The 16,329-nt window shown below is 54.5% G+C and carries 14 protein-coding genes and 1 pseudogene; 8 read left to right on the plus strand and 7 right to left on the minus strand.

The annotated features are described in order from the left end of the window. Positions 1-507: pseudogene (locus ACI9KD_RS13920) on the minus strand (nodulation protein NfeD); the annotation flags it as partial. Positions 508-767: 260 nt separating this feature from the next. Here ACI9KD_RS13920 and ACI9KD_RS13925 point away from each other — a divergent pair. Both ACI9KD_RS13925 and ACI9KD_RS13930 read left to right on the plus strand, forming a co-directional pair. After that, positions 768-1,658 carry an SDR family NAD(P)-dependent oxidoreductase gene (locus ACI9KD_RS13925; protein WP_414981783.1) on the plus strand — a complete coding sequence of 297 codons (891 nt, stop codon included), beginning with the start codon at positions 768-770 and terminating at the stop codon, positions 1,656-1,658. 57 nt (positions 1,659-1,715) lie between these two features. Then, positions 1,716-3,005, plus strand: coding sequence for an amidohydrolase family protein (locus tag ACI9KD_RS13930; RefSeq protein WP_414981784.1), 1,290 nt, complete (start codon positions 1,716-1,718; stop codon positions 3,003-3,005). A 125-nt stretch (positions 3,006-3,130) separates the two neighbouring features. Here the strand turns inward: ACI9KD_RS13930 and ACI9KD_RS13935 are convergent, their stop codons facing one another. After that, positions 3,131-4,945: a DEAD/DEAH box helicase gene (locus ACI9KD_RS13935; RefSeq protein ID WP_414981785.1), complete on the minus strand. Its 1,815-nt coding sequence runs from the start codon at positions 4,943-4,945 to the stop codon at positions 3,131-3,133. Positions 4,946-5,027: 82 nt separating this feature from the next. After that, positions 5,028-5,930, minus strand: coding sequence for a PA4780 family RIO1-like protein kinase (locus ACI9KD_RS13940; protein WP_414981786.1), 903 nt, complete (start codon positions 5,928-5,930; stop codon positions 5,028-5,030). Between the two features lie 130 nt (positions 5,931-6,060). On the opposite strand from ACI9KD_RS13940, the gene ACI9KD_RS13945 reads away from it, so the two are divergent. From ACI9KD_RS13945 to ACI9KD_RS13970, 6 genes are all read left to right on the plus strand, one after another. Continuing rightward, complete coding sequence (locus tag ACI9KD_RS13945; protein WP_414981787.1) at positions 6,061-6,927, plus strand: MBL fold metallo-hydrolase; 867 nt, start codon at positions 6,061-6,063, stop codon at positions 6,925-6,927. Between the two features lie 229 nt (positions 6,928-7,156). Continuing rightward, positions 7,157-8,179 carry an ABC transporter permease gene (locus ACI9KD_RS13950; protein WP_414981788.1) on the plus strand — a complete coding sequence of 341 codons (1,023 nt, stop codon included), beginning with the start codon at positions 7,157-7,159 and terminating at the stop codon, positions 8,177-8,179. Between the two features lie 3 nt (positions 8,180-8,182). Continuing rightward, entirely contained in the window at positions 8,183-9,250 is a 1,068-nt protein-coding gene (locus tag ACI9KD_RS13955) for an ABC transporter permease (protein WP_414981789.1), read from the plus strand. A 20-nt stretch (positions 9,251-9,270) separates the two neighbouring features. Then, positions 9,271-11,235, plus strand: coding sequence for an extracellular solute-binding protein (locus ACI9KD_RS13960; RefSeq protein WP_414981790.1), 1,965 nt, complete (start codon positions 9,271-9,273; stop codon positions 11,233-11,235). Between the two features lie 3 nt (positions 11,236-11,238). Further along, positions 11,239-12,219 (plus strand): ABC transporter ATP-binding protein, encoded by a 981-nt coding sequence (locus ACI9KD_RS13965; RefSeq protein WP_414981791.1) that lies wholly within the window; start codon positions 11,239-11,241, stop codon positions 12,217-12,219. Beyond that, a complete protein-coding gene (locus ACI9KD_RS13970) occupies positions 12,216-13,190 on the plus strand; it encodes an ABC transporter ATP-binding protein (protein WP_414981795.1) in 975 nt (324 codons plus the stop codon). Before ACI9KD_RS13965 ends, ACI9KD_RS13970 begins: the two co-directional genes overlap by 4 nt. Before the next feature lie 53 nt (positions 13,191-13,243). Here ACI9KD_RS13970 and ACI9KD_RS13975 read toward each other — a convergent pair whose 3' ends face one another. From ACI9KD_RS13975 to ACI9KD_RS13990, 4 genes are all read right to left on the minus strand, one after another. Further along, a complete protein-coding gene (locus ACI9KD_RS13975; protein ID WP_414981792.1) occupies positions 13,244-13,891 on the minus strand; it encodes a sulfotransferase family protein in 648 nt (215 codons plus the stop codon). 61 nt (positions 13,892-13,952) lie between these two features. After that, a complete protein-coding gene (locus ACI9KD_RS13980; protein ID WP_414981793.1) occupies positions 13,953-15,542 on the minus strand; it encodes an amidohydrolase family protein in 1,590 nt (529 codons plus the stop codon). 20 nt (positions 15,543-15,562) lie between these two features. Continuing rightward, entirely contained in the window at positions 15,563-16,162 is a 600-nt protein-coding gene (locus ACI9KD_RS13985; protein ID WP_414981794.1) for a GNAT family N-acetyltransferase, read from the minus strand. Beyond that, positions 16,155-16,316: an SDR family oxidoreductase gene (locus ACI9KD_RS13990; protein WP_414981796.1), complete on the minus strand. Its 162-nt coding sequence runs from the start codon at positions 16,314-16,316 to the stop codon at positions 16,155-16,157. The genes ACI9KD_RS13985 and ACI9KD_RS13990 overlap by 8 nt, the downstream gene beginning before the upstream one ends. Between the last annotated feature and the right edge of the window lie 13 nt (positions 16,317-16,329).

A 16,329-nucleotide genomic window follows, 5' to 3' on the forward strand; every position in this document is an offset into this window, starting at 1 on the left:
AACCGCGTCTTCGAGAACCTTGCGCTCCATTGCAGACGCTGAACCACTCGTAGTATTTACCGGTGCTGTGTTCCGTGGTGCCTCGCCCGAGCTGTCAGGCGCAGTGGGGCTTGCTGGCGACTGATCGGAGGGGAAACTCGGCAACCCGCCCATTTGCACCGGCGTAGCGGATCCCAGGTGCGTAGCAGCTGCCATCGCAGCGACATGGCTGGCCAGCAAAATGTAGGTCCCGGCGCTGGCTGCACGGGACCCAGAAGGCGACACATAGGTCACGACCGGAACCCGCGACCCCAGAATCGATTTAATCAGATCGTGCGTCGAGGCCATGAGGCCCCCAGGTGTATCCAGCTCGATGATCAAGAGCTCGACACCACCCTCTTCGGCGCGCTTGATACCCCGTTGCAGGTAATCCATGGTCGCCGGACTGATCGCATCAGCGACCGTCAGCAACAGCGCCTCACGTTGCACAGGCTGGGCTTGCAGCGGCTCGCCAATGAACCCTGTCATGAGCAGTGCAAGGCAAAAGAGAAAAACGCGATAGATCCGCAAATGGACTCCAGATATTGATAGCGTCTCGATGAGCGAAACTTTAATGATAGAGGCCCTCAAATATTAGTTGTCTTACTGCAAGTGTAGCTCGCCACAGCAAGACGGGCAGCCCTACTCCGAATAACGGCCCAAACGACAGTTTGAACGAGCGATCGGGCATACTCTCCCATATCGATTAAAGCGCGACCAGCGCTCCATACAACACAATAGGGTAGAGCATGAATAAACAAGACCTTGCAGGTAAGACGGCCGTCATCACCGGCGGCGCCGAAGGCATTGGTTTGAGCCTCGCTCGCACCTTGGGCAAGCTTGGAATGAACATTGTCATTGCGGATATCGAGACTTCAGCCCTGGAGTCTGCAAAAACAAGTTTAGAAGATCAGGATATTGCAGTACTCGCCGTAGATATGGATGTCGCCCTTAAAGAGGACTGGGACAGAACTGCATCCGAGGCTCAGACTCGGTTCGGTAACGTTCACATGCTCATCAATAATGCCGGTGTCAGTGGCGGCATCGGTGCCATAGAGACTCTTGATGACGCAGGCTGGCGCTGGACGATCGACGTTAACCTCATGGGTGTGGTTTACGGCGCTAATGTCTTTGTGCCGCACATGAAGAGCCATGGCGAACAGAGTTGGCTTATCAACGTTGCTTCTATGGCCGGAATGGGCGGCGTGCCAATGGCTGGCGCATACACTGCCACAAAAGCCGCCGTTGTCGCTCTTACAGAGTCCTGGTCGCAAGAGTTAGAGGACAGCAACGTCCATGTCTCGGTATTGGCACCGGCCTTCGTGAAGACACGTATTCACGAATCCTATCGCAACCGTCAGCCACGCTATGCTACCGACGTTAAGCCGACGCCCGACGTGTTCGAAGTCGCCAAAGCCTCGTCAAAAGCTGTCGCGAACGGTATCGACGCCGACCTGCTGAGTGAGCGGGTGATCGAGGCACTGGAATACGGTGAGCTCTACATTTTCACCCACCCCAACTACAAACCTGTTGTAGATCAGCGCAGCAGCAACGTGTCCGACGCATTTGAACGGTCAGCAAAAAGCCCTTTGTTGGGTGATGTACTGAACGACCGAATCTGGGGTTTCACGGTCGACTGACGTTCATTGGGCAATCCATCACTAATAAAAAAACGCTCAACCAGAGACGGAGACACCATGCACATTCGAGCTTTCAAATTACTGACAGCGCTTGGAGCGATTCTCGCGGTAACACCTGCTTTTGCCGAGACTCAATTAATTCACGCTGGCGAGCTACTCGCCGTTCCAGGCAAAAAGCCACTAACGGAACAAACCGTGGTGATCACCGACGGACGTATCAGCGAAGTTGTCGATGGCTACCAAAATGCTGATGACTATGACGCGGACTCTGTCATAGACCTCAAAGATAGCTTTGTGATGCCAGGCCTGATGGATATGCATGTTCATCTACAGGGCGAACTCAGCCCGGAGAATGACAGTCGCGCACTGCGTTGGTCCGATGAGTTGATACAGATGTACGGGTATCACAACGCAATGACCACTCTCATGGCGGGCTTTACCACCGTGCGCGACGCGGGCTCCCGTAATCAGCAAACCTATGCGGTACGCGATGCGATTAACAAAGGATGGATAGATGGCCCCAGAATCATTGCTGCCGGTGGAGTAGGCATTACCGGCGGCCATGCTGACGTCAGCGGCGCCAAGCATGAATTCATGGAACTCATGACCGACGAATCTATCTGCGACGGTCCCTATGACTGCCGCCGCGCCACCCGAAACGGCATCAAGTACGGCGCTGACTTCATCAAAATCACTTCAACCGGAGGCGTTCTGACGGACCGCGCCACAGGCACCGGCAAGCAAATGGAAGACGATGAACTCGTAGAGGTTGTCCGTGCAGCGCACAGCATGGGACGCAAAGTTGCCAGTCATGCTCATCAGGAAGATGGCATCATCGCGGCACTCAAAGCGGGCGTGGATAGCATCGAACATGGCACCTATACGGGACCCGACGCGATACGCGAGTTCAAACGCAGTGGCGCTTATCTCGTGCCTACTCTGCTTGCCGGCGCAACGGCGGGCGAGATGGCGAGAAAAGGTGGCATCCTCACCCCGGCGCAGTCTGCTAAAGCTATTGAAGTTAGCGCTGCCATGCAGGGTAATTTTGCAAAAGCTCACAAGGCTGGTGTAAAAGTCGCCTTCGGAACCGATTCGGCTGTATCGCAGCACGGTCAAAACGCTCGGGAAGCGGTGCTAATGAACGAGGCCGGAATGAGTGAGATGGACATACTCGTCAGCGCTACCGTCAACGCTGCGGATCTTATAGGGATGAGCGATAGTCTGGGCACCATAGAGCCGGGCAAACACGCAGACTTAGTTGCGACGCAGATTTCTCCGCTAGAAAGTATCGATGCATTACTCGATATTGGCTTTGTCATGAAAAGCGGCAAAGTCATTAAGCAATGAGCAGGCGCCTTTTCTGTGGGGCAATCGCTAGGACACTCATTGCTGTCGTTGCCGTTATGTCAACGCGTTGAAGAACTCACGCGCTAGCGGCTGGAGCGTCAGCTCTAAGCGCTAGCGCGTAATGCTCAGCTTGCGGGCGGAGCCTTGCGCTTACGTGGACTTTTTTTCTTGGCGGTCCCCTCGTCCTTCTTGGCGCCCTCATCCTGAGGGCCTGCCCGCTTAGCAGGCTTTACCGACTTATCTCCCACTCGCGAGATTTGCAGCTTCTGACCGCTCACCCACACTGTCTTCAGATGCTTGAAAATCTCCTTGGGCATACCATCAGGGAGATCAACAAAGCTATGGTCTTCTTCAATCTGAATACGGCCAATATACTCTGCGTCCACCTCGGCTTCGTTAGCAATCGCGCCCACAATGTTGCCGGGCTTAACACCATGCTGGCGACCGACTTCAATGCGAAAACGATCCATTCCGACGTCCGCATCCCGAGTAACCGCCTCTTTAGGGGCACGCGGCTTGCGCTCACGATCTCGGTCACGATCCCGATCACGGTCTCGACTCCTGTTTTGAGGTTGATCGTCGCGGTTCGGCCGGTCCTTCGACTGGCGAACAGGTTCCGCCACCGGAGTTGCAGGAGCAGCCCCCTGGTTCATCACCACCAGCGCCGCCGCAATCTCAATAACCGGGACACCAAACTCCTTCTGGTAGGACTCCACCAGCTCTCGCGCCGCCCCCATATCCCGCGTGTCCAGAGTCTCCGTGATACGTGTCTTAAAGCGAGAAGCCCGCTTATCATTCACCTGCTCCGAGGTAGGAAGCTCCATGGGCTCAATTTTTTGCCCCGTTAAACGCTCAATAGTGCGCAGCAAACGACGCTCTCGATTGGCCGCAAAGAGAATCGTCTCGCCCGTACGCCCCGCACGACCAGTTCGTCCGATCCGGTGAACATAGGCTTCAGGGTCGTTAGGTATGTCGTAGTTGATCACGTGGCTGATGCGCTCCACGTCCAGACCGCGCGCTGCCACGTCGGTGGCAACTAAAATATCCAGACCGCCCTTCTTCAGGTTTGTGATCGTTTTTTCGCGCAGATTCTGCGCGATATCTCCGTTGAGTGCCGCCGTCGCATAGCCCCGGGCAGCCAGCTTGTCGGCGAGCTCCTGGGTGGCGATTCGCGTGCGCACAAAGATGATCACGCCATCGGTATCTTCGGTTTCGAGTATTCGAGTGAGCGCATCCAGCTTATGCATACCGCCCATCATCCACACGCGCTGACGAATCGATGCGTTGATGACGGTCTTAAGCTTGATGGTTATCTCTTCAGGCTTGTTAAGGTGCTGCTTGGCAATGCGCCGAATCGCATCGGGCATCGTTGCAGAAAACAGCGCAATCTGACGCTCGGGTGGCGTTTTCTCGAGAATCCACTCCACATCGTCAATAAAGCCCATACGCAGCATTTCATCAGCTTCGTCTAGCACCAATGTTTTCAGGGCCGAAAGATCGAGAGAGCCGCGACGCATATGGTCCATCACGCGACCGGGCGTGCCCACAATGACGTGTACTCCCCGCTCCAACTGACGCAGCTGTGTACGGTAGTCAGATCCGCCGTAAATAGGCAAAACTCTAAAACCCTTGCTGTGGCGCGCATATTTCTGGAAGGCCTCAGCCACTTGGATTGCCAGCTCCCGGGTCGGTGCTAACACCAAGGCCTGGGGCTTGCTTAGCTTGGGGTCAAGACGCGCCAAAATTGGCAACGCAAAGGCGGCTGTTTTACCGGTTCCGGTTTGGGCCTGGCCGACCAGATCTGTCCCTTTTAACAGGGGCGGAATCGTCATGGTCTGGATAGCCGAGGGTGTCTCATAACCCACATCGCTAAGCGCTTTCATTAGGAATGCAGGAAGTTGCAGCTCATCAAAGCTGCTGGGGGTCGCTGGGGTGGTCATTCGAATTACCGAGATAAGAAGTGGTTCGCCCTAGATTGGGCAAACGTAGATTATACAGGCTAAGCGGTGCCGTAAGTTGTGACTAATTAAGACCTTGTTCCTGCCCCTCTTCGGGGCCCTCTTCCGGCTCCTCGTCGCTTTCGGCGGCCTTTAGACGTCGCAGGCGAGCCTCTTCTTCAGCTAACACCGCGCGAATCTCAGCCATCACCGAATCTGTGTCGGCCTCGTGCGTATCCAGCTCGGCGTGGCCTGTGAGCTCGTAATCGGGGTTTAGATCCCCTTCTTCAAAGAGCCCCCACAGCTCTTCGGCGTAATGAGTCTCCAGCAGTTCTGGCGCAAACTGCGCGTAGTACTCCGTAATGTTATTAACATCCCGAGTCAGCATCGACTGAGCATTGTTGTTGCCTGCCGCGTCGACAGCCTGAGGGAGATCGATAATTACCGGCCCATTTTCATCGACCAATACGTTGAACTCTGACAAATCGCCATGGATCAGACCTGCTGCGAGCATACGCAACACATACTGCATCATTACCGCGTGATCTTCTCGGGCCTGATCGGCCGACATAGAAACGTCATTCAGACGCGGAGCCACATCACCGTTCTCGTCCGTGACGAGCTCCATGATAAGGACACCGTCAAAGCAGCCGTAGGGCTGCGGAACGCGCACACCAGCTCTAGCCAAGCGGTAGAGTGCATCTACCTCAGCGTTCTGCCAGGTCTCTTCCTGCTGTTTCCGACCGAACTTCGAACCCTTTTCCATGGCTCGCGCGCGGCGACTATTGCGCACCTTACGGCCCTCGGTGTACTGCACAGCTTTTTTAAAACTGCGTTTTAGCGCGTCTTTGTAGATTTTTGCGCAGCGCAGCTGGCCCGAACTGCGAACAATAAAGACATCAGCCTCCTTGCCGCTCATAAGCGGACTGATGACTTCGTCAATAATTCCTTCTTCAACAAGGGGCTGAAGGCGCTTGGGTGTCTTCATGAAAAAGTAAAACAACCTCGGTATATGGGCGGATAGTTCCAGCACGACACTCTGCCATATCCAGCTCCTGACTACGATCTTGTCCTTTGTTAAATATGATTGTTCAGCTGCCAAATTTGGCAGCCTTAAAATGCTGCAGACTCAAATCAACAAGACATTGTGGGGAATTCTCATGCAAGGCAGCGCCGCCACCCAATCAAGACTGTGGATCGGGCTTCTACTGGCTATATCGGCGCTACTGTCATCGCTAACCGTATTGGCACAGACAGAAGAAACACAAATCCAGGCCGAGCAAGTCGCTAAGGGCATTTACATGCGCACCGGTCGTGGCGGTAATATCGGACTGAGTGCGGGCGAAGACGCTACTTTCATCATCGATGACCAGTTCGCTCCGCTAACCGACACAATTGTCACCGCCATTGCTGCGATAACGGATCGACCCGTTGATTACGCTCTCAACACCCACTGGCATGGCGATCACACGGGGGGCAACGAAAACTTCGGTAAGCAAGGCGCGCTTATCATGGCCCACGCTAAGGTTCGCTCCCGCATGACTGAAGGCTGCGTAGCCGGGGAACGCAGCATAGAGCCTGCCCCCAAAGTCGCACTGCCCGTGGTGACCTTCAACGACGCGCTGTCTCTACATGTGAACAGTCAAACCATTAAAGGCATACATATTCATCATGCGCACACCGATGGCGATGTGATCGTGTACTTCCGCGCGGGTAACGTCATACACATGGGCGACACATTCTTTAGCGGCCGGCATCCCTACATTGATCTGAACAGTGGCGGCCATATTGACGGCGTCATAAAGGCTGCCGAAGTCGCACTAACGCTGGGAGATGAGAGCACCAAAATCATTCCTGAGCACGGTCAGCTTGCCAGCAAGGCCGATCTTCAACGTCATTACGACATGGTTGTGGAAGTTCGTGCTGCCGTAGCGGCCATGATTGATTCCGGCAAAACCCACTGCCCAGTACGATGGCAGCGTTGATGCGAATTTATCTATCAGTCCTGAGCGCTTCGTTAGCCTGGTGTACAGCTCTCTAAGTCCCTAGGGGTGCAACATCGTGGTGAATTCCAATTTCGCAGCACTCGTTTTGCTGCACATGGCCAGTGATGAGATGGGCGCAGGAACAACTGCGAACCCGCTTCTTGCACGCACGATCACTCCCCTGTAAGTTGGGCACTTCTTTGATTGTAGCTGGCTACGCCAACACCTGATGCGCGACTACTTTCTGCGGCGTCTGCTCTTGATCCCGCCCACCCTTTTGGGTGTGACCATTATCGTTTTTGCTATCACCCGCCTTGTGCCCGGTGGACCGCTTGAGCGCGCGATCATGGAGACTCAGCAGATGAGCATGACGGGCGGGGGTGGCGGTCAAAGTGCGGGCCAGGGGATGGCCATCTCGGACGAGCAGCTAGAGTCTCTTAAAGAGTACTACGGCTTTGATAAGCCCCTTTTACAAAGCTACGTCGATTGGCTAGGCAAAGTAGTCACCGGTGACCTGGGGTCCTCCTATCGCTATAACGAGCCGGTTTGGGACGTCATCAAGGATAGATTCCCGGTATCGCTTTATTACGGCATCGTCACGCTCATTCTCACCTATGGCGTGTGCATTCCTCTGGGCATACTCAAAGCGATTCGGCACCGCACCTTTGTCGACAACATCTCATCGGTGTTGATTTTTGTAGGCTATGCCATTCCCGGCTACGCCCTGGGGTCACTACTGATCCTGTTTTTTGCTGTACGTCTCGAGTGGTTCCCCATGGGCGGCTTTGTGAGTTTTAACTTTGACGAGCTAAGCGCCACGGAAAAGATCCTGGACCTCATCAACCACTCGCTTCTGCCGCTCATCTGTTACCTCGTGGGCAGCTTCGCGTTGGTCACCCTCCTGCTGAAAAATCATCTGATGGACAATCTGGCGGCGGACTATATTCGCACCGCCGTTGCCAAGGGCGTCTCCTTTCGCAAATCGGTCACCGGGCACGCCATGCGCAACTCCCTGATTCCCATCGCCACGACCTTCGGCCAGAACATCACGCTCCTGGTCGGTGGCTCCTTCTTGATCGAGACGATTTTTGATATCGATGGCTTTGGTCTTTTGGGTCTTAGCGCAATCCTGGATCGAGACTATCCGGTAGTGATGGGTGTCGTTCTGCTGGCAAGCCTTCTGCTGCTCATTGGAAACATTATTTCCGATGTACTGGTCGCCATGGTCGACCCGCGGATACGGTTCAGCTAGTCCATGCTTGCTTTTAATCCTCAAACTCTCAAAAAGCTTCGCCGATTTCGGCACATCAAGCGTGGGTACTACAGCTTTCTTATTCTGGCGGGTTTGATGGTTCTGCTGGCCTTTGGAGAGCTGCTGATTAACAGCCGTGCGCTGTTGGTCAGTTATGAAGGAGAGCTCTACTTTCCCACCTATACCGCCTTTCACCCCGGCACCGACTTCGGTCTGAACTACGATTACGAGATCAACTACCGAGAACTCAAAGAACAGTTTGCAAAGGATGACAGTGGCAACTGGCTCATCATGCCCCTCGTACCTTACAACGCTTTTGAGAATCACGCGCCGGGCGGCATCTTTACACCTTTAGCTCCCAATGCCTCGCAGCAGCACTACCTGGGTACCGACACCACAAGCCGAGACATCCTTGCTAGATTGTTTTACGGCACACGTATCGCGCTGATCTTTTCTATTGGATTCATGCTGTCGGTGTATCTCATCGGTATCGCCATAGGCTGCTCTATGGGCTACTTCGGCGGGGTGTTCGACTTACTGTTTCAGCGCCTTATCGAGATTTGGTCAAACGTGCCGTTTCTTTACATGGTCATCATTATTTTCTCAGTGATACCCGCGGCTTTTTCAGTGCCCACGCGGATCGGCATACTACTGATGGTTATGGTGCTGTTTTCCTGGACCGGTATGACCTACTACATGCGCACCGAGACTTATAAAGAAAAGGCCCGGGACTATGTAGCCGCGGCACGCGTGATTGGCGCGTCCAATTTTCGAATTATTTTTCGACACATTCTCCCCAACATACTGTCCACACTCGTCACGTTTATGCCCTTCACGATTGTCGGTGCAATTTCGGCGATCACGGCATTGGACTTCCTGGGTTTTGGCTTGCCACCGCCCACGCCAAGCCTTGGAGAACTTCTCAAGCAAGGCACAGCAAACCTGCGCACTGCGCCTTGGATTGTCACCTCTGCGTTTGGCACGCTAGTCGCGCTACTGACCCTCGTCACGTTTATCGGTGAGGCCGTGCGCGAATCCTTTGATCCAAAAACCTATTCTATTTATCGCTGAGCACCGCTGAGAGTACCACTATGAAACGACAACTCCCCTCGACCAAATGGCTATTCATTTTTGCTGCCCTCGTTCTGGTGGGCTGTGGTGGCGAGAGCGGAAACGGAGATGCTGCGGCGGATTTGCCTGAGATCGACAACAGCGCCGAAGTAGAAGCTGATTATGCAGCGGAGCCAGACTTCTATCGTTTCCGCAGTCCCGCGGATCTACCCGACGGACTGGTGTGGGAAAGTGGTGAGGGCCTACCGGAAATAGGCTCTCCAGCCGCGCAAAAAGGCGGCACGCAGTACATCGCTCTCCCAGACTTCCCGCGTACCCTGCGTACCGCAGGTCCGGATTCCAACGGGTCCTTCCGACCTTACATCCTGGATGACGTTGTCATGCTGATAGCGCAGCAACATCCCGACGAGCGGGAGTTTTACCCGGCGTTGGCAGAGTCTTGGGCACTCGACCCGGACACCTCAACGGTGTACGTGAAGCTGGACTCCAAAGCCACTTGGTCTGACGGCTCGCCAGTTACCACCGACGATTTCTTCTTTATGTTCTGGTTCTACAAGTCTGAGTATATTCGCGCGCCCTGGTACAACAACTGGTACAGCTCGCAGTACACCAACATCACTCGCTACGACGATCGAACCTTTTCTATTAGCAGCAACACCGCTAAGCCGGATTACAGTGCTCGCGTTCTAGAACTGCATCCCATCCAACGAGAGCATTACAAAGCTCTGGGCGATGACTACGTTGACCGCTACCAATGGGTATTCGCGCCCACAACCGGCGCTTATGTACTGAAAGACGGCGACCTCAAAAAGGGACGATCTATTGTCCTGACCAGGGACACAGAGTGGTGGGCAAAGGACAAAAAGAATTTCCGTTATCGGTTTAATCCGGATCGCGTTCAGTTCAACATTATTCGCGATACGTCCAAGACATTTGAGGCATTTAAGCGCGGCGACATTGATCAGTTCGGCCTAGCATTATCTGAGTACTGGTATGAAAAACTGCCTGACTCCGACCCCGATGTCCAAGCGGGCTACATCGCAAAATCCGTCTTCTACAACGAGTACCCCCGTCCGCCCTACGGACTCTGGATGAACACCTCCGCGCCGCTATTGGATGACCTGAATATCCGATTGGGCATTCAGTACGCCAGTAACTGGCAGCTGGTTATCGATCAGTATTTCCGGGGTGATGCCAAGCGACTCGCTAGCGCAAACGAAGGCTTTTCAGAATTTAACGACCCTAACATTAAGGCCCGAGACTTCGATATCAATAAAGCGCAGGCCTACTTCGCCGCAGCTGGGTTCACAGAACGAGGACCCGACGGCATATTGGTTAATGCAGAAGGACAGAAACTCGCCTTCACGATGTCTACGGGTTATGAAAACCTTTCCGATGTTATGACCATTCTCAAGCAGGAAGCAGAAAAAGCCGGCCTGGAACTGCGTATTGAAGTGCTCGATAGCACGACCGGATGGAAAAAAGCACAAGAGAAGAAACACGAGATCCACCTTGTGGCCTTCGGACGCTTTCTAGAGATGTATCCGCGATTCTGGGAGCACTATCATTCAGACAATGCCTATGATGATGCGTTTTTGGACGATGGCAGCATTAATCCGAATCGAGAGTTAAAAACGCAAACGAACAATCTGGAAGCGTTTGCGGATTACGAAATGGACCAGCTCATTGATGAATATCGAGCATCCCAGGATAAGGACGAGATGATTGAGCTGTCCCACAGGATTATCAATCTACATCACGAGTACGCGTCGTTCTCCCCTGGCTGGTACCAGCCGTCACTGCGCCTCGGTCATTGGCGCTGGATGCGCTATCCCGATTACTTCAATCACAAATACATCAGTGCCACGGGGGATCTGTGGTTGCACTGGATCGACACCGATTTAAAAAAGGAAGTTCAGGACGCGCGTAACTCCGGCAAAACTTTCCCGCCCATGATCAACGTTTACGACAAGTGGAAGCCATAGACCTTGGCTGAGGCCCCCATACTGGAAGTCGACGGACTCATTACCGAGTTCGATACCGATGAGGGCGTTGTTCGCGCCGTTGATGGGGTAAGTTTTACCGTCGATCCAGGCAAGACCGTGGGCATTGTCGGGGAATCCGGTTGCGGCAAGAGTGTGACAGCGCTGTCGATCATGCGCCTGCTTCCTCAGCCCATGGGTCGCGTCGTCGGCGGGGCGATTAGCCTCAAGGGACAGGATCTGGCAAAGCTCAGCTTTGAGGAAATGGAGAAAATCCGGGGAAACCACATTGGCATGGTGTTCCAGGAACCTATGACAGCGCTGAACCCGGTGCACACCATTGGCCGACAGCTCACCGAAGGGCTCAAGATTCACAAAAGATTAAGCGGCCAGGATGCCATGGACGAAGCGGTGAAGATCCTCGACAAGGTCGGCATCCCGTCACCGGAAATTCGCATGGGCGAATACCCCCACCAGCTCTCTGGCGGCATGCGCCAACGCGTGGTAATCGCGATTGCTTTGGCATGCGGTCCCGCATTGCTCATTGCTGACGAACCCACTACTGCTCTAGATGTGACGATTCAGGCGCAAATTCTAGACCTCATAAAGAAGCTGCAAGCGGACCTGGGAATGTCCGTAATACTGATCACTCACGATCTAGGCGTTATCGCCGAAACTTGTGATGAGGTCGTTGTGATGTACGCGGGCAAGGTGGCAGAGCGCGGCACGGTCTTCGATATTTTTGATCGCCCGTCTCACCCATACACCCAAGGCTTACTGCGTTCGATCCCAACGTTGGAAACCATCCCTAAATCAACGCTCAATGTCATTGAAGGAATGGTCCCGGGTTTACGAGATCTGCCCAAGGGCTGTCGATTCGAGAATCGCTGTCCCAAGGCCACGGACAAGTGCCGCGAAGCACCGCCGCCTGAGGAACACATCGAGGGAATGCATCAAGTGAGCTGTTACGAATGGCAGACACCATGACCCCCTTACTCGAAGTCGACAACTTGCGTATGCACTTCCCTGTAAAGGAAGGCTTGCTCATGCGTTCCCACAAGGCTAATCGAGCGGTAGACGGCGTATCACTGCACATCAACCCCGGCGAGACCCTGGGGCTGGTGGGCGAATCAGGCTGTGGTAAGTCTACTTTGGGTCGCTGCTTAGTGCGTCTCTATGAACCCAGCGCTGGCAGTATCCGGTTTGCGGGACAGGACATTACCCATATCAAACCTCGCACATTGCGACCTTTGCGCCAGAACATCCAAATGATCTTTCAGGACCCCATGGAGTCTTTGAATTCCCGGCATACCGTCGGCGAAATTCTCGAAGAGCCGATGATTATTCAAGGCCTGGGCGGAACCAGTGTCGAGCGTAAGCAGCGCGTGCGGGAGCTATTGAACGTCGTCGGTCTTCCCGCCCGTTCGGTGAGTCGTTACCCCTTCGAGTTTTCCGGAGGGCAGCGGCAACGTATCGGCATTGCCAGAGCGATCGCACTCAATCCACAACTGATTATTTGCGACGAACCCGTATCCGCTCTGGACGTCTCTATACAGAGCCAGATACTCAATCTACTGGTAGATCTACAGCGAGAATTTAATCTTGCGTATCTCTTTATCGCGCATGATCTAGCCGTAGTTAAGCACGTCTCGGATCGAGTGGCGATTATGTACCTGGGAAGGATTGTAGAAACCGCGGATTCAGAGACGCTGTACCGAAACGCCAGTCACCCCTACACAAAGAGCCTTATCTCTGCGATTCCTGTTCCGGATCCGCACCGAGACCAGCAACGGCAGATACTAACGGGCGATGTTCCGTCGCCCATTGCACCACCATCGGGCTGTCACTTTCATCCGCGCTGCCCGGTTGCCGAGCCGCGCTGCAGCGAAAGTTATCCGACTACGCGTAACGTAGGCGAGGCGCACCAAAGCGCCTGTCATCTTGCGCTCAAAAGCTAGCCTCTATCGCGGCGGGGTGCATTATTGCGCCGGCCGTGGCCCGGGGCTTGTGGCTAAGCGCCGCCCTCTTCCATAAGCTCCCAAAACTGCTTTCGATCGTTGGTGCGTGGAAACTCACCCTCCGGCACATCGACACCCAGAAAATCACAGAGCGGGCCCCAGCCTTCCTTGACCTGAAATTCTAAAAGGTGGCTGGCAGGGATCGCGGCCTGTACCGCAGCGTTATGAGCCTCAAAGCCAACGGCAAACTCGTCGTTACTCATTCCGTGGCAAAACCCTGCCCGAGCTATAACTGCCAGGGCCATATCCATCCAAGCATGCAGTTCCGGGGGAGCCTCGCTTCGACCGCCAAGCGCGGTCATGATCGTTTCACTGAAGCTCTCCACCCAGGCATTGGGATCGCGATGCGTAAGAATGAACTTTGCGTCGGGATACGTTGCATGTAGTTCACTGTAAAAAGACGCCGTGGGCCAGTCGACGGCAGATTGCTGACCTGCATAAATCGCTGGCCAGTCAGGCTTGTCATCCAAAGCAGCAACCCACAGTGGCACTTGAGCCGCCATATCCTGCAAAACAGCGTCCATATGATGACAAGGTCCCAGTCCTAACTGCTGGAGAGCTGTTCGCAGCGACATTGTTCCCGTTCGCCCCACACCTGCGCCCAATACCTGCATAACATTCCTCGACTGATCACCACCCATTTGTTTACACGCTAACGGTCTCAGAATGACATCGCAACGGCTTTTAACGTTGAGCGCAGGCTCAGCGTGCCGTTTCTGTAAACCAATCTTCCTGATCCAATTGACGCCAAATTTTTTGCGCCACTTCGCCACCTGCCTCCAAAATCCGCTGTGGGTCGTCAGCGACGAATCGTCCGTCGTGCACCTGTAAACGACCGTCAGTCATCACGGTCTGGACCATCCGCCCATTGGCATAGAGCAAATTATTTAAAGGTTCTGGAGGTAATACACCGGTACCATTGAGCATTCCGCACACGTCCACAGAAATCATGTCGGCACGAGCGCCCTCGCGAATCACACCAAGATCAGTGCGGCGCAGCCCTTTTGCAGGCACTCGCGTCGCTCCCTCTATCGCGTTCCAGACCGTCGGTCTTTGGGTTTGTCTCCCCGCATCAAGCTCGCCTAAGAGCTCATGGCGAGCCTGCCCATAAAGCACAGCCAATTTGAGGTTCTCGACGTAATCGTTGGAGTGTGTATCGATGGCAATGTTCACAGCCATCCCAGCCGCAAGCGCTTCAGGATAGGGCTGAGTACCATTGCCGGCACCCCCTCCCGAAGGACAGTGGGCATACACCACACCATGCTTGTTCAGAATGGGAGGATCCACATCCCAATCCAGACCGCTCATGTGCGCGCCAAACACAGGGCCATCACTGAGCATGCCGAAGCTTTCCATCCATTGGGTCGGCGTCTGCCCCCACAATCGTTTAACCGTGTCCGTTTCTCGCTGTCCCTGAGAAAGATGGATGTGCAGACCCGTACCGAGAGTCTTTGCAGCGTCGGCAAGCGCACGCATGGTCGCCGGCGTCTGCGTATCGCAGGCATGCGGCGACATCATAGGCAGAATCCGTCCTTCGCCCTTCCCCATATGTTTCTTACAAAATGCCAAGTTCGCCGCGATCTCAACGAGAGTGTCCTGTTCGGCATCCAAAAGAATTTGATCATCCCCGCGAAACCAAATTTCAAATAGCCGTTCGATACCAGGAATCATCGCACCAGGATACGCACGCACTCCCCAGGGTTCCGCAGCGCGCACGTAACTCTCTGCCTGACGAAGACTGAGACTCATTTCTAAATGCGTAGTGCACCCCGAGCGTAATAGCTCCGCAAGGTTCAATGCTGTGAGCGCATCCATCTCTTCGTCAGAAAGCATCTCAACCAATTCTAACGGACGGGCATAGGATCGTGGCCCTTCGATGATTCCCCGAGTGGGGGTGGCGCTACAGCAATGCGTATGGCCCGATATAAAACCGGGCATCAAGAGTTCACGGGGTAATTTCAACCGCGGCAAAGCGTCAGAAAATACGCCATTGCGCACCTCCTCGATTACCCCATCGCGCACCAGCACCTGACCATTTCGAATCAGCTCAAGCTCGCCCTGAGATTCCGCGAGCACCCAACCGGCCTCGATGATAAAGCGCTGACCCAAGTTGCTGGGGTTTGAGTTTGGCTTGGAGGCCGGAGTAGTCGCCGCCACGGTGACACCAGAGCCGGCGGCCAGACTACTCAAGGCCAGACTCTGCACAAAACCTCGGCGTGACAAACCTGCTGGCCCGGCACGACCCACAGCGTTAGTGACATCAGCGGTCGATATTGATGGGGTTCGCTTCATAGAGGAATCCTTTAAGAGTGTTACTGCCTAGCCTCTCGCAGCATCGGAACGATCGCTGGCGAGGAGCCACTCTGAATACTCCCCATCTCCTCAAACCCATGCCGCTTATAAAGCGACATGTTCAGGGGGTTAGAGGATTCCAGATAAGCAGGAAGTCCGAACGTATCTATCTTGGCTAGCACATGCTTCATGAGCTGCGCACCGTGTCCACGTCCCTGATAGGCTTGATCCGTGCCTAACACCGCGAGGTACCAGTAAGCATCGTCGGGGTGATAGTGGCTCATTTGCTCCATCAACCCCATGCACTCTTCGTGTATTTCGGGCCTGACGGAAGTCGCCATTGCGATCACCAGCCGATCTTCGTCGGGACCGGTACCCGGGGGATACCACAGCGCCGCAGCTTCAAATTTCTCGGTGCGAAAAGCGCTGCCCTCGCCAATCGCCCCGCCACCAAAGGCATCGTAAAAATCGCCAGTGGCAGCGCTTAAAAAGTTCTCCGCATCAGGGAAAAGCCAGCGCATCAGAGGATCTGCACAAAATGCACTTGCCAATGACGCGAAGATGCGACTGCGCTCACTCTCAGCTACGTTCACCACGGACAGTGGCATAGAATCAGACATCGATACTCTGTCCCAGCGCCGCGTGTACTATGCCGCCATCCACGGTAATGGTATCGCCGACAACGTAGTCTCCCGCACGACTGGCCAGAAATATCGCTACCCCGGCAAGATCTTCTTCGCTACCGATGCGCCCCAGAGGAATGTTTTTGCCAATCTCCTCACCGTGG

Source organism: Congregibacter sp. (assembly GCF_047617445.1).
GTDB lineage: Bacteria > Pseudomonadota > Gammaproteobacteria > Pseudomonadales > Halieaceae > Congregibacter.